15 protein-coding genes are annotated in these 13619 nt (G+C 72.3%); 9 read left to right on the forward strand and 6 right to left on the reverse strand.

The window, feature by feature from the left end; translation table 11 throughout:
• Window positions 1-5: 5 nt before the first annotated feature.
• Window positions 6-284, reverse strand: coding sequence for a DUF3099 domain-containing protein (locus tag ABZ911_RS20915; protein ID WP_358057955.1), 279 nt, complete (start codon window positions 282-284; stop codon window positions 6-8).
• Window positions 285-418: 134 nt separating this feature from the next.
• On the opposite strand from ABZ911_RS20915, the gene ABZ911_RS20920 reads away from it, so the two are divergent.
• Both ABZ911_RS20920 and ABZ911_RS20925 read left to right on the forward strand, forming a co-directional pair.
• Window positions 419-631, forward strand: a complete 213-nt coding sequence (locus ABZ911_RS20920; protein ID WP_358057958.1) for a dodecin — start codon at window positions 419-421, stop codon at window positions 629-631.
• A gap of 94 nt (window positions 632-725) precedes the next feature.
• Complete coding sequence (locus ABZ911_RS20925) at window positions 726-1739, forward strand: carcinine hydrolase/isopenicillin-N N-acyltransferase family protein (RefSeq protein ID WP_358057961.1); 1014 nt, start codon at window positions 726-728, stop codon at window positions 1737-1739.
• Here ABZ911_RS20925 and ABZ911_RS20930 read toward each other — a convergent pair.
• Both ABZ911_RS20930 and ABZ911_RS20935 read right to left on the reverse strand, forming a co-directional pair.
• A complete protein-coding gene (locus ABZ911_RS20930; protein WP_358057964.1) occupies window positions 1723-3093 on the reverse strand; it encodes a metallopeptidase TldD-related protein in 1371 nt (456 codons plus the stop codon). The two genes, ABZ911_RS20925 and ABZ911_RS20930, sit on opposite strands and share 17 nt — an antisense overlap.
• Window positions 3094-3127: 34 nt before the next feature.
• Complete coding sequence (locus ABZ911_RS20935; protein ID WP_358057967.1) at window positions 3128-4621, reverse strand: TldD/PmbA family protein; 1494 nt, start codon at window positions 4619-4621, stop codon at window positions 3128-3130.
• Window positions 4622-4698: 77 nt separating this feature from the next.
• On the opposite strand from ABZ911_RS20935, the gene fabG reads away from it, so the two are divergent.
• Window positions 4699-5394 carry a 3-oxoacyl-ACP reductase FabG gene (gene fabG, locus ABZ911_RS20940; RefSeq protein WP_358057970.1) on the forward strand — a complete coding sequence of 232 codons (696 nt, stop codon included), beginning with the start codon at window positions 4699-4701 and terminating at the stop codon, window positions 5392-5394.
• Window positions 5394-6158, forward strand: coding sequence for an enoyl-ACP reductase FabI (gene fabI / locus ABZ911_RS20945; protein ID WP_358057973.1), 765 nt, complete (start codon window positions 5394-5396; stop codon window positions 6156-6158). The genes fabG and fabI overlap by 1 nt, the downstream gene beginning before the upstream one ends.
• A 52-nt stretch (window positions 6159-6210) precedes the next feature.
• Here the strand turns inward: fabI and ABZ911_RS20950 are convergent, their stop codons facing one another.
• Window positions 6211-7092 carry a hypothetical protein gene (locus tag ABZ911_RS20950; protein ID WP_358057976.1) on the reverse strand — a complete coding sequence of 294 codons (882 nt, stop codon included), beginning with the start codon at window positions 7090-7092 and terminating at the stop codon, window positions 6211-6213.
• Between the two features lie 131 nt (window positions 7093-7223).
• Window positions 7224-8171, reverse strand: coding sequence for an aldo/keto reductase (locus ABZ911_RS20955; RefSeq protein WP_358057979.1), 948 nt, complete (start codon window positions 8169-8171; stop codon window positions 7224-7226).
• Between the two features lie 129 nt (window positions 8172-8300).
• On the opposite strand from ABZ911_RS20955, the gene ABZ911_RS20960 reads away from it, so the two are divergent.
• The 5 genes from ABZ911_RS20960 (at window position 8301) to mshC (ending at window position 12251) form a co-directional block, all read left to right on the forward strand.
• Window positions 8301-8987, forward strand: coding sequence for a histidine phosphatase family protein (locus ABZ911_RS20960; protein WP_358057982.1), 687 nt, complete (start codon window positions 8301-8303; stop codon window positions 8985-8987).
• Between the two features lie 9 nt (window positions 8988-8996).
• Complete coding sequence (locus ABZ911_RS20965; RefSeq protein WP_358057985.1) at window positions 8997-9545, forward strand: DUF3090 domain-containing protein; 549 nt, start codon at window positions 8997-8999, stop codon at window positions 9543-9545.
• Window positions 9546-9610: 65 nt separating this feature from the next.
• Window positions 9611-10306: an SCO1664 family protein gene (locus ABZ911_RS20970; protein WP_358058342.1), complete on the forward strand. Its 696-nt coding sequence runs from the start codon at window positions 9611-9613 to the stop codon at window positions 10304-10306.
• Window positions 10307-10328: 22 nt separating this feature from the next.
• Entirely contained in the window at window positions 10329-11018 is a 690-nt protein-coding gene (locus ABZ911_RS20975; protein ID WP_358057988.1) for an NRDE family protein, read from the forward strand.
• Window positions 11019-11027: 9 nt separating this feature from the next.
• On the forward strand, window positions 11028-12251 hold the full coding sequence (gene mshC, locus ABZ911_RS20980) for a cysteine--1-D-myo-inosityl 2-amino-2-deoxy-alpha-D-glucopyranoside ligase (RefSeq protein WP_358057991.1): 1224 nt from the start codon (window positions 11028-11030) through the stop codon (window positions 12249-12251).
• A gap of 80 nt (window positions 12252-12331) precedes the next feature.
• On the opposite strand, the gene ABZ911_RS20985 is transcribed toward mshC, so the two are convergent.
• Entirely contained in the window at window positions 12332-13582 is a 1251-nt protein-coding gene (locus ABZ911_RS20985) for a glycosyltransferase (RefSeq protein ID WP_358057994.1), read from the reverse strand.
• Window positions 13583-13619: the final 37 nt, after the last annotated feature.

Raw genomic sequence — 13619 nt, forward strand, 5'->3', positions numbered from 1 at the left:
CTTAGTCACGACCCGATCTCGCGTCGGTGATGCGGTATCTCGTTTTGGTTAGCCGCAGGGCTCTGAAAGGTAGGAGGCGGGACATCCGACCCCCTCTCATTGGCCCCGATAACCGCTATGTACGGCAAAAAGATCGCCCCGGCGATGAACAGCAGCCGGTACGGCCACGGCACGGGCACCACGACCGCCAGGATCAGGCAGATCGTGCGGATGCCCATCTGGATGAGGTAGCGCTTCTCCCTGCGCCCGATGTCCTCGCTCAGCGAGCGCTGGGCATCGGTCACCTGATGGACGACCTGCTTCCTGCGCCAACCCCTCACCCCTCCCACGGTAGACCTCGGAGGGAAGCGGCGCGCCGGGCGCGGTGGCGGGCGAGGGCGGTCATGCGATCATGGCTTTCGAGTAAGGAGGTCGTGCTATGTCAGATCGAACGTATCGGGTGACGGAGATAGTCGGGACTTCGGGGGAGAGCCTCGACCACGCCATCCGCAACGGCATCCGCAGGGCGTCGCAGACCCTGCGGCACCTCGACTGGTTCGAGGTCACGGAGGTCCGCGGCCACATCGAGGGCGGCGAGGTCGCCCACTACCAGGTCGGGATGAAGGTGGGCTTCCGGCTGGAGGACGCCTGACGAGCCTTGTCACGATTCCGTAGGAGGCGTGACATCTGCCCCAGCGAGCGGGACACTCCGAGCAAGGAGTGATCGGCGAAGGGGACACCGCACGATGGGGATCAGGCACTGCCGTACCGCCGCGGTGTTGGCCGTGTTAGCGCTCGCCGCGGCGGCCGGCTGCGCGCGCGAGGCGGCACCGAAGGCCGCGCCCGCGGCGGCGCCGCCGGCCGCCGCGCCGGTGCTGCGGCAGAGCGGCGAGGAGATCGCCCGCACCACCGCGAGCCTGCGGCAGCTCGACGACCTGCCGATGTACGAGATGACCTTCCACGGCGGCTACGACCGCGAGGCGGTGCTGGCCGAGGAGGAACTGGCCAGGAAGGTCAAGGGCTGGGCCTGCTCGCTGTACCTGCGCGGAGCCGAGTTCGGCCGCAACTTCGACTGGGACCCCAACCCGGCGATGGTGGTGCGCGCCGACCCGCCCGACGGCTACGCCTCGCTGTCCGTGGTCGACCTGTTCTACCTGCTGGGCCGCCAGGGCTCGCCGAACCTGGCCGACGCGGGCGACCGCAGGCGGCTGGCGCACGCGGTGCTCGCCCCGTTCGACGGGATGAACGAGAAGGGCCTGGCGGTCGGCCTCGCCGCGCAGCCCGACGCCAAGGTCCCCGGCAAACGGCCCGGCAAGACCGCGGTGGGCAGCGTCCGGATCATCCGCATCCTGCTCGACAAGGCGGCCACGGTCGACGAGGCGGTCGCGCTGATGCGCGAGTACGACGTCGCCTTCGACGACGGGCCGCAGGTCCACTACCTCATCGGCGACAAGAGCGGCCGATCGGTCGTGGTGGAGTACGGCGACGGCAAGCTCAACGTCATCGAGGACGCCAAGCTGACCAACATCACCATGACCGGCACCACCCGGGCCGAGCGCCGCCAGGACACCCGCTACCGCGTGCTCGACGACGGCGTCGGCACCCGCGCCGACGGTCTCGACCTGCTCCAGCGGGTGGCCCAGGGGCACACCCGCTGGTCGGTCGTCTACGACCTCGACCAGGGCACCGCCAAGCTGGTCACGGCCAAGAGGTGGCAGCGCGTGCACCCCCTGGCCCTGAACGTCAGCTCGCCTGGCTGACCGTCGACATGTTGAAGTCGGGCACCCGGACGGCGGGCATGATCGTGCGGGTGAAGTAGTCGTTCCACTCGCGCGGCAGCGTCTGCTCGCTCGCCCCCACCTCGGTCAGCCGGCCCAGCAGGTCGACCGGGCTCTCGTTGAACCGGAAGTTGTTCACCTCGCCGACCACCTCGCCGTTCTCCACCAGGTACACGCCGTCCCTGGTCAGCCCGGTCAGCAGCAGCGTCTGCGGGTCCACCTGCCGGATGTACCACAGGCAGGTGAGCAGCAGGCCCCGCTCGGTTGAGGCGATCATCTCCTCCAGCGACCGGCCGCCCTCGGGCCCCCGCATGATCAGGTTGTCCACGCCCGGGGTGACGGCCAGCCCGCTCAGCCCCGCCGAGTGGCGGGTCTGCAGCAGCGCCGACAGCTCGCCGCCGGAGATCCACTCGGTGGCCGCCAGCGGCAGGCCGTTGTCGAACACCGAGCTCTCCCTGCCCGAGGTGTGCGCGATGGCGAACGGCGCGCACTCGATGCCCGCCGCCGCCGGATCGCTGGACAGCGTGACCGGCAGTTCGGCCAGGCGCTCGCCCACCCGGGTGCCGCCGCCCGGCTTGGAGAAGACCGTGCGCCCGTCGAGGGCGTCCCTGGCACCCGCCGACCAGTACATGTAGATCATCAGGTCGGCCACCGCGCTCGGCGGCAGCAGCGTCTCGTAGCGGCCGGCCGGGAGGTCGATCCGCGTCTTGGCCCACTCCAGGCGCTGGGCCAGTGAGGCGTCGAGGGCGGCCACGTCCACGTCGGTGAAGTCGCGGGTGGCCACGCCCGTCCAGGCCGAGCGCTTGAGGTCGACGGACTTGGCGTTCAGCTCCAGGCGGCCGGTCGGCTGGTCGTGACGCAGCCGCAGGCCCCTGCTGTTGCCGACGAAGGTGGAGGTCAGGGTGTGCTCGGCGAAGCCGTACAGCCTCCTGCCGCCCGCCTCGGCGGCGGCGAACGTCTCGCCCAGTGCGGGCGCGAAGTCGCCGAAGACCCCGATCGAGGTGGGCAGGACCGGGTCGGCCCAGTTGCCGGCCGAACCCGTGCCCTCGACGAGCGGCTGGGCGTCCTCGGCCGGCTGGGCGTCGCGCGCCGCCGCGTCGGCGGCGGCGACCACGCCGGAGAGCTGCTCGGGGCGTACGGAGGCGCGTGAGACGACGCCCACCCCCGGGCCCACGATCGAGATCACGGTGAGCTGCGAGGAGCGCGCCACGCCGTTGGTCGTCAGGGTGTTGCCCGCGAAGCGAAGGTTCGCGGTCGAGCCCTCGTCCACGATGACGACGCAGTCGTCGGCCTGGGAGAGCTCCAGCGCTCTCTCGACCATCTCCTGTGGATTCATCTGGGACTCCTCGCCCGCCTAGAGGTTCGCTCGCTCACTTTCCACCTTCCTGAACGGTGTTGAGAATCCGGACGCCGCGGAACAGCGCGGAGGGGCAGCCGTGGCTGACCGGGGCGACCTGGCCAGGCTGTCCCTTGCCGCAGTTGAAGGCCCCGCCCAGCACATAGGTCTGCGGGCCGCCGACCGCCTCCATGGACCCCCAGAAGTCAGTGGTCGTCGCCTGATAGGCGAAATCGCGGACTTGCCCTGAAATCTGACCGTTTTCGATCTTAAAGGCTCGCTGTCCGGTGAACTGGAAGTTGTATCGCTGCATGTCGATCGACCAGCTCTTGTCGCCGACGATGTACAGCCCCCGCTCGACGTTCCCGATCAGCTCCTCCGTGGAGGGGCCGCCCTCGGCCGGCCTGAGCGAGACGTTCGCCATCCGCTGGATCGGCATGTGGCCGGGGGAGTCGGCGAAGGCGCAGCCGTTGGAGTCGCCCAGCCCCTTCAGCAGCGCCATCCGGCGGTCGAGCTGGTAGCCGACCAGCAGGCCGTCCTTGACGATGTCGAACTCGCGGGTGGCCACGCCCTCGTCGTCGAAGCCGATCGTGGACAGGCCGTGCTCGACGGTCCGGTCGCCGACCACGTTCATCGCCGGCGAGCCGTACACCAGGGAGCCGAGCTGGTCGAAGGTGGCGAAGCTGGTGCCCGCGTAGGCCGCCTCGTAGCCCAGCGCCCGGTCCAGCTCGGTGGCGTGGCCGATCGACTCGTGAATGGTCAGCCACAGGTTGGACGGGTGGATCACCAGGTCGTAGTCGCCCGCCTCGACGCCGGGCGCGGCCAGTTTCTCCGCCAGCAGCTCGGGGAGCTGGGCCAGCTCGGCCGGGAAGTCCCAGCCGGTGCCCGTGAGGTACTCGTAGCCGCGGCCGACCGGCGGGGCGATCGTCGACATGTCGTCGAAGCCGCTCCCGCCCGCCTTCATCGCGTTGAGCTCGGGATGCACCCGCACCCGCTGCTGGGTGGTGACGGTGCCCGCGGTGTCGGCGTAGAACTTCTGCTCCTTGACCTGAAGCAGCCGGGCCGAGACGTGGTCGGCGCCCTTCAGCAGGCCCGCCGACCAGTCGGCCAGCAGTGCGACCTTCTCCTTCTGCGTGACGTCGAACGGGTCGATCTCGTAGGAGGAGACCCAGGTGACGTCGGCGTGCACGGGCTCGGGGGCCAGCGCGATGGGCTCCCTGTTGATCGGGGCGCTGACCTCCGCCACGCGCACCGCCTGCTCGGCCACCTCGGCCGCGGCCTCGGCGGTCAGATGCAGGCCCGCGGCGAAACCCCACGTCCCGTTCTTGATGACGCGTACGGCATAGCCGAGGTCGTCGGCGTCCACGGCGCCCTCGAGCCGGGCGTCGTAAAGGCTCAGCGTCTCCGCGCGGACCCGCTCGAGCCGGAAGTCGGCGTGCTCGGCGCCCAGGTCGCGGGCTCGCTGGAGTGCGGCGTCGGCCAGCCGCCTGAGCGGCAGGGCGAGGAAATCGGGATCGATCTGGCGCATGTCAACGATCCTAGCCCTGTGATCTTGTGCCTCCCGGACAAGTGCATACCCGCCGGTAGGAGATAGCGTCAGGTCCCATGGCACGCTCTGTACTCGTCACGGGAGGCAATCGCGGCATCGGCCTCGCGATCGCCCGAGAACTCGCCGCGGCCGGCGACGCCGTCGCCGTCACCTACCGATCGGGGGAGCCGCCAGAGGGACTGTTCGGCGTCCGCTGCGACGTGACCAGCATGGCCGACGTCGAGGCCGCCTTCGACAAGGTGGAGGCCGAGCACGGGCCCGTCGAGGTGCTGGTGGCCAACGCCGGCATCACCAAGGACACGCTGCTGGCGATGATGAAGGAGGAGACCTTCACCGACGTCCTGGACGCCAACCTCACCGGCGCCTACCGGGTGGCCAAGCGCGCCATCAGGCCGATGATGAAGCTCAAGCGCGGCCGCGTCATCCTGGTCTCCTCGGTCGTCGCCATGCTCGGCTCCGCCGGCCAGACCAACTACGCCGCCTCCAAGGCCGGCCTGATCGGCTTCGGCCGCTCCATGGCCAGGGAGTACGGCTCCCGCGGCATCACCGTCAACATCGTCGCCCCCGGCTTCGTCGAGACCGACATGACGGCCGAGATCGACACCGACGCGATCGTCAAGAACATCCCGCTGGGCCGCCAGGCCAAGCCCGGCGAGGTCGCGCGGGTCGTCCGCTTCCTGGCGAGCGACGACGCCTCCTACATCACCGGGGCCGTGATCCCCGTCGACGGCGGATTGGGAATGGGACACTGATGGGCATCCTCGAAGGCAAGCGCCTGCTGATCACCGGCGTCCTCACCGACGCCTCCATCGCCTTCGCCGTCGCCCGGCTGGCCCAGGAGCAGGGCGCGCGCGTCGTGCTCACCGGCTACGGGCGGCTGAGCCTGGTCGAGCGCATCGCCAAGCGGCTGCCCGAGCCGCCGCCGGTGATCGAGCTCGACGTCACCGACACCGCGCAGCTCGACTCGCTGGCCGACCGGGTGAGCGAGCACCTCGACGGCCTCGACGGCGTCGTGCACGCCATCGGCTTCGCCCCGCAGAGCGCGCTCGGCGGCAACTTCCTCAACACCTCGTGGGAGGACGTCGCCACCGCCGTGCACACCTCCACCTACTCCTACAAGTCGCTGGCGGTCGCCTGCCTGCCGCTGATGAAGGAGGGCGGCTCGGTCGTCGGCCTCGACTTCGACGCCACCAAGGCCTGGCCCGTCTACGACTGGATGGGCGTGGCCAAGGCCGGCCTGGAGTCCTGCAACCGCTACCTGGCCCGCGACCTCGGCAAGCAGGGCATCCGCGTCAACCTGGTCGCGGCCGGGCCGCTGCGCACGATGGCGGCCAAGTCGATCCCCGGCTTCAAGGAGTTCGAGGAGAGCTGGCCGGACAAGGCCCCGCTCGGCTGGGACCTGGGCGACACCGAGCCCGCCGCCAAGGCCTGCGTGGCGCTGCTGTCGGACTGGTTCCCCGCGACCACCGGCGAGATCGTGCACGTCGACGGCGGCGTGCACGCGATCGGCGCCTGACCGCACGTCCGAGGAGGGGCGCCGGCCGCCGGCCGGCGCCCCTTCGCCGTGCTCAGGCCAGCCGGTGGCGGCTGTTGCCGACGCGGACCGGCTCGAACGGGATGGAGCCCGCCCCCTGCTCGCGGCCGCGCCGCCGCTGCACCACCCGCGCGGCGAGCACCGCCGAGGCGAGCAGGATGGCGGTCAGCGTGGTGCCGAGCACGTCCCCGGCGGGCGCGCTCGGCCGTACCACCTGGTGGCCCGGCCACTTGCCGGACAGCTCGTCGGCGAACGACCCCGGCCACATCGGCTCCACCCTGACCTGGTCGGCGTCGGCCTTGCCGGGGTCGGCGACCACCGGGTCGGGGGTGTCGATGAGCTGTGGCTGCTGGTCGGGCGGGAGGGGGCCCTGCGTGGGCGCGACCGCGGTGTCCTGGTCGCGTTCGCGCGGCGTCGGGCTCGCCGAAGGCGTCGGCGTCGGCTTGGGCCGCCTGGCGTCCGCGGGCGCGGTCTCGGGGGGATCGTCCGGCTCGCCGAGATCATCGAAGCCGTCGCGATCGTCGTCCTCGTCGTCCTCGTCGCAGGCCGGCACGGTCAGGCAGGCCTCGTCCAGCGTCTCGGACACCAGGCCCTCGCCCGGCGGCCCGGCGGACTCCTCCCCGGCGTCATCGTCACCGCGGGGCGGGGCGACCGGCTTCGAGGTCGGCCCCGCCTCGCCGACCGTGCCGAGCACGGTGTCGGCGCCTTTTCCGAGCCGGTCGGTGACGGGTGCGAGGGAGTCGCCGGTCAGGTCGTCGACCGCATCGCCCACCTCGTCGACCAGATCGCACAGGCCGTCGGTCACGCCGGACAGCGCGCCGCCGCCCCGCTCGCAGTCACGCGCCTGCGCCGTCGCGGCGCCCGCGCCCATCGGGACCGCCGTCAGCGCCAGCGCCAGGACACCAATCGAGACCACGGATCTCCGGCGCCCAGTCCTCATCTCTCCCCCTCTTGCGTGGTTCACCAGAGGACAGCTTTCTGCAGGTGAGCCGTTTTTCCAGAGAAAGTTGCGATTCGGTATCGACTAGTGATACGCGAAGTGGACTCTCATTCGGTGGAGGAGACGTCGTCGAGGGCCTCGCGGATCTCCCTCGGCAGCACCAGGTCCTCCGACAGCAGGATGGCCCCGAGTTGCGCGTGCGTGCGCGCGCCGACGATCGCCGAGGAGATCCCCGGCTGGTCGCGCACCCACGACAGCGCCACCGACAGGGGAGAGACCCCGAGCCCTTCGGCCGCCGTGGTCACCGACTCCACCACCCGCCTGGACCGCTCGTCGAGGTACGGCCGGACGAACTCGGCGAAGTGTGGCGTGGCGGCCCGGGAGTCGGAGGGGATGCCGGTGCGGTACTTCCCGGTCAGCACCCCCCGGCCGAGCGGCGACCAGGCCAGCACGCCCGCCCCCACGTGCGCGGCGGCTGGCAGCACCTCGCGCTCGGGGTCGCGGGCCAGCAGGGAGTACTCCACCTGGGCGGCGACCACCGGAACCCGGCCTGGAACCGTCCGCTGCGCGGCGGCCGCGGCGGCGAGCTGCCATCCGCTGTAGTCGCACACGCCCGCGTAGACGGCCCGCCCCGAGGTGACGATGGCGTCCAGCGCCGCGAGCGTCTCCTCCAGCGGCACCTCCACGTCATAGGTGTGCAACTGCCACAGATCGACGTAGTCGAGCCCGAGACGGGCCAGCGAGGCGTCGACGGCGGCCAGCAGGTGCCGGCGCGAGGCGTCGCGCGGGCGGCGGCCTGCGGGGGTGAGCACGGCCTTGGTGGAGATCACCACTTCGGAGCGCGGCATGGTGTCCCTGATGAGCCGCCCCACCAGGCGCTCGGCGTCGCCGCCGGTGTAGACGTCGGCCGTGTCGATCAGGTTGCCGCCCGCCTCGGCGAACGTGCGCAGCTGGGCCGCCGCGTCCTCGGCGTCGGTGTCGCGCCCCCAGGTCATCGTGCCGAGTCCGAGGCGGGACACCGACAAGCCGCTCCGCCCGACATACCGCTGCTCCATGATCAGGCCAGATTACCGTCCGCCACCCCGAAACGCCGGGATGCCTCCGCCTGGCACGGCGCGCGTCTCGTGCCTGCGTCCCGCTGTCGCGGGCGCTTCGCCCGCTGTGTCCGCCCATAGGCTGTAGGGGTGGCGACTCTTCTCCTGGCCCGGCACGGGCTGACGGACCTGACCGGTCCCGTCCTCGCCGGGTGGACCCCCGGCGTCCATCTCAGCGAGGCCGGGCGGGCCCAGGCCAAGGCGCTGGCCGAGCGGATCGCCCAGGTGCGCCTCGACGCCGTCGTGTCCAGCCCGCTCGACCGCTGCCAGGAGACCGCCCAGGCGGTCGCCGACGGCAGGGGGCTGCCGGTGGAGACCGACGAGCGCTTCGGCGAGTGCGGCTACGGCGAGTGGACCGGCCGCCCGCTCAAGGAACTGGCCGAGGAGCCGCTGTGGCGGGTGGTGCAGTCGCACCCCAGCGCGGCGGTCTTCCCCGGCGGCGAGGCGCTGGCGGACGTGCAGCACCGGGCGGTCGCCGCCGTACGGGCGTGGAATGATCGCCTAGGGGAGAAAGCTGTCTACCTGGCGTGTACGCACGGTGACGTGATCAAGGCTGTCGTCGCCGACGCTCTCGGGCTTCACCTCGATCAGTTTCAGCGGATAACGGCCGATCCGGCGTCCCTGACCGTGATTCGTTATACCCCGTTGCGTCCCTTTGTTCTCAGGCTTAACGATGTGGGGGAATTGCGGTTCGCGGAGGGTTCGGAGGAGAAAGACGGGGGAGAAAACTCCACCGGGAGCGATGCCGCCGTCGGCGGTGGACCCGGGACCACGTAAGGTCGGGCTATGCCGGTCTTCGACTACGACCCACCAGAGAGGTTCGTGGCCGGTGCCATGGGGCAGCCGGGGGCACGAGTCTTCTATCTGCAGGCCCGGGCCGAGGGCAGACTGACCACGGTCGCGCTGGAGAAACTTCAGGTCGCCGCCCTCGCGGGCAAGCTCGACGAGCTGCTCGACGACGTGCTGCGCCGCAGCGGCGGCACCGCCCAGGTGCCCGCCATGGCGCCCGCCGACCTCACCGACAACGCCCCCCTCGACCAGCCCGTCACCGAGGAGTTCAGGGTCGGCACGATGGCACTGGCCTGGGACCAGGACACCGCCCAGGTCGTCATCGAGGCTCAGGAGATCACCGACGAGGAGGACCTCGGCGCGCCCGAACCGGCGATGCTCAGGGTCCGCATCAGCGCGGGCATGGCCCGCGCGTTCACCCAGCGGGCGCTGCGCCTCGTCGCCGCCGGCCGCCCGCCCTGCCCGCTGTGCGGCCAGCCCCTCGACCCCGAGGGGCACATCTGCGTCCGTCTGAACGGCTATCGCGGAGGTGAGGAGGCCACGTGAGCGCGCCCGAGAGCGAGCCGGCGTTCCGCCCCTTCCACCCCGCACGACAGGACTCCGACGGTGCGCTGCGGCTGCTCAGGGAGGGGCGGCTGGAGGTCGCCGGCCGCCTGGTCGAGGCGACCAACATGACGCTCTACTGCTCGGTCACGCTGGGCGGGCAGAGCGCGGCCTGCGTCTACAAGCCGGTGCGCGGCGAGCGCCCGCTGTGGGACTTCCCCGACGGCACGCTGGCCGCGCGCGAGGTGGCCGCCTTCGAGGTCTCCAAGGCGACCGGCTGGCAGATCGTCCCGCCCACCGTCTACCGCGACGGGCCGTTCGGGCCCGGCATGTGCCAGCTCTGGATCGACGCCGACCAGAGCGTCGACCTGATGGACCTGGTGCGCAGCCGCCACCCCGGCCTGCGCCGGATGGCGGTCTACGACGCCGTCGTCAACAACGCCGACCGCAAGGGCGGCCACCTGCTGCCCATGCCCGACGGCAACGTGTACGGCGTGGACCACGGCGTCTGCTTCTCCGCCGAGGACAAGCTGCGCACCGTGCTGTGGCAGTGGCGCGGCAGGCCGCTGCAGCGCGAGGCGGTCGGCGTGCTGGCCGCGCTGGAACGCGACCTGGAGTCGGGCTCCCTCGGCCGCCGCCTGCGCGAACTGCTCACCCTGGCCGAGGTCGAGGCCACCTGGATGCGGGTGCGCCGCCTCCTCGACACCGGCGTCCACCCCTACCCCTCCGAAGACTGGCCCGCCATCCCCTGGCCGCCCATCTAGGGGCCTGTCGTAGCCTGGGCCCATGTGCACGGTGATCGTGAAGACCGGGGACCCCCTGACCCTGCTCGGCGTACGCGACGAGTTCGCCGATCGGCCGTGGCAGGGGCCCGGCGAGTACTGGCCGGACCATCCGGGCGTGATCGGCGGTCGCGACCTCGAAGCCGGCGGCACCTGGCTGGCCGTCGACCCCGTCACCCGCCGCGCCGCCGCGCTGCTGAACGGGTGGGGACGGCCCGCCGACGAGAGCACCAGGACCAGCCGCGGCGACCTGCCGCTGCTCGCCCTGGACGCCGACGGCCTGCCCGACGTGGACCTGACCCGCTACGACCCCTTCCACCTGGTCCTGGCCAGCCCCGCCGGGGCCTGGCTGTGGTCCTGGGACGGCGAGGCGGTCACCAGCGCGCGGCTGCCCGACGGCACCAGCGTGATCGTCAACAGCGGCCTGGACGAGGCCAGCCCCAAGGTGGCCGCGCTGCGCCCGCTGTTCGACGCCGCCATCGACTGGCGCGCCCCGATGGCCGCCGACCCCACCGACGACCTCGACGCGCTGGTCATCAGGCACGAGCTGCCCGACGGCCGGGTCTACGCCACCCTCTCGGCCACCCTGCTCACTCTGGGCGAGGACGGCGTCGGCTACGACTTCAGCGATCTCACCGGCTGGAATTCCGTGAGCACCTCCCGCGTTGATCGAGGTGTTTCCCCGCACGGATAAGGTCAAAGCATGCGATCGTGGTCTGCCCAGAATGTGCCCAGCCTGCCCGGAAGCAGCGTCCCCCTGCGGTTGTACGACACCGCGGCCAGGCAGGTGAGGCTCACCGACCCCGGGCCCACCGCACGCATGTACGTCTGCGGAATCACCCCCTATGACGCCACCCACCTCGGCCACGCCAACACCTACCTGGCCTTCGACCTGGTGTCGCGGGTGTGGCTGGACGGCGGCCACCAGGTGCACTACACGCAGAACGCCACCGACGTCGACGACCCGCTGCTGGAGCGGGCCGAGCAGACCGGCCAGGGCTGGCGCGCGCTGGCCGAGCGCGAGATCGAGCTGTTCCGCACCGACATGGAGGCGCTGCGCATCCTGCCGCCGCGCGACTACGTCGGCGTCACCGAGGTGGTCGACCAGGTGGCGGCGCTGGTGTCGAGGCTCGCGGCCAAGGGCGTCACGTACACCGTCGAGGACGACGTCTACTTCAGCGTCGCCGACGCCCCCAAGTTCGGCGAGGTCTCCGGTTTCTCCCGCGAGGAGATGCTGCCGCTGTTCGGCGAGCGCGGCGGCGACCCCGAGCGGCCCGGCAAGCGCGACCCGCTCGACTGGCTGCTGTGGCGCGCCGAGCGTCCGGGCGAGCCCTCCTGGCCCTCGCCGCTCGGCCCGGGGCGCCCCGGCTGGCACGTGGAGTGTACGGCCATCGCCCTGGACCACCTGGGCGGCGGCTTCGACGTGGCGGGCGGCGGCACCGACCTGATCTTCCCGCACCACGAGTGCGGCGCCTCCGAAGGCCACGCGGCCACCGGCGAGTGGCCGTTCGCCAAGTTCTACACCCACGCCGGCATGGTCGCGCTCGACGGCGAGAAGATGTCGAAGTCCAAGGGCAACCTGGTGTTCGTCTCCAAGCTGCGCGCCGGGCACGACCCGATGGCCATCCGGCTCATCCTGCTGGCCCACCACTACCGCACCGACTGGGCGTACACCGCGGACCAGCTCCAGGCGGCCGAGGCGCGCCTGGAGACGTGGCGCTCGGCGGTGGCGCTCGGCGCCGGCCCGGACGCGGAGGGGCTGCTGGCCGAGGTGCGCGAGCGGATGGCCGACGACCTCGACGCGCCTGGCGCGCTGGCCGCCGTGGACGCGTGGGCCGCCCGGGCGCTGCGCGACGGCGGCTCCGACCCGGCCGCCCCCGCGCTGGTGCGGGACCTGGCCGACGCCCTGCTCGGCGTCGCCCTGTGACACCGGCCGCCCGTCCCAACGCCACGGCGACGGGCAGGCGGTAGGCGGTAGGCGGCGCGCCCTCGGTCGGGGCCGCGCCGTCACCCGGCGGCGGGCGGCTGCTCGCCGCCGTGCCGGACGGATCGATCCTGCAGGGGCCCGCCGCCGAACAGCTCAAGCGACTCCACGCCTGAGCGTTCGCGGAGCACGCTCAGGTACACGGCCTCGGTCAGCTCGGCGACGCGCGGCCAGCCGTACCCCTGCCGGGCCCGGACGGCGCCCGACTGGCCCATCGACCTGCGCCTGGCGGGATGGGCCAGCACCTCGCGCAGCGCCCTGGCCAGCGCCTGCGGGCGGCGCGGCGGCACCAGCACGCCGCAGCCCGCCACCGTGTCGAGGTGCCCGCCCACCCCGGAGGCGATCACCGGGACGCCGCACGCCATCGCCTCCAGCGGCACGATGCCGAACGGTTCGTACCAGGGCACGCTGACCAGCACGTCGGCCGAGCGCATCAGCTCGGGCACCCGCCCGCGCGGCACGCTGCCGATCACGCGGACCCGCCCGGCCAGGCCGTACGCCGCGGCCAGGTCCCGCAGCCGGTGCGCCTCGTCGTCCTCGGCGCCGCCGCCGGCGATCACCAGCTCCGCGCCGGGGACCTCGCGCAACGCCCGGACCAGCGTGTCGACGCCCTTGCGCGGCACCAGCCTGCCGATGCTCAGCACCCGCGTGCCGGGACCGCGCCGGACGGCCGGGCGCGGCCTGAACAGCCCCAGGTCGACCCCGCACGGCACGACTGCCACCCGCTCGGCGGGCACGCCCATCGCGCGCAGCTCGCGCACCTCGTCGGAGCAGGTGGCCACCACCGCGTCCACCCGCTCGCCGATCTCCCGCTCGGCCGCCACCCGGCAGGCCGGGCTGGTGTCGGCGCTGCCCTGCCAGCGGCGCTTCACCGTGCCGAGCGCATGGAAGGTCTGCAGCACCGGGAGATCCCCGCCCGCCGCCGCGAGCGCGGCCTGCCCGCTCATCCAGAAGTGCGCGTGCACCAGGTCGGGCGGCCTGGCCGACCAGCAGCGCGCCAGCTCCTCGGCGAAGGCCGCCATGTACGGCAGCAGCGTGTCCTTGGGCAACGGCGCGGCCGGTCCCGCCCGGACGTACTCGACGCTCGCGCCGGGGGCGAGAAACGCCCGGCGCGGCTGCGCGGGCGAGGTGCGGCGGGTGTAGACGACGACGTCGTGCCCGCGTGCCGCGAGCGCGGTGGCCAGCTCGGCGACGTGCACGTTCTGCCCGCCCGCGTCGGCACCGCCGAGCGCCGCCCGGGGATCCGCGTGTTCGGAGATCAGATCGACCTTCATGGAACCAGCTCCCTCCACTGCCAAGGACATTGGCTAC

Source organism: Nonomuraea sp. NPDC046570, from assembly GCF_040645915.1.
Classification (GTDB): domain Bacteria; phylum Actinomycetota; class Actinomycetes; order Streptosporangiales; family Streptosporangiaceae; genus Nonomuraea.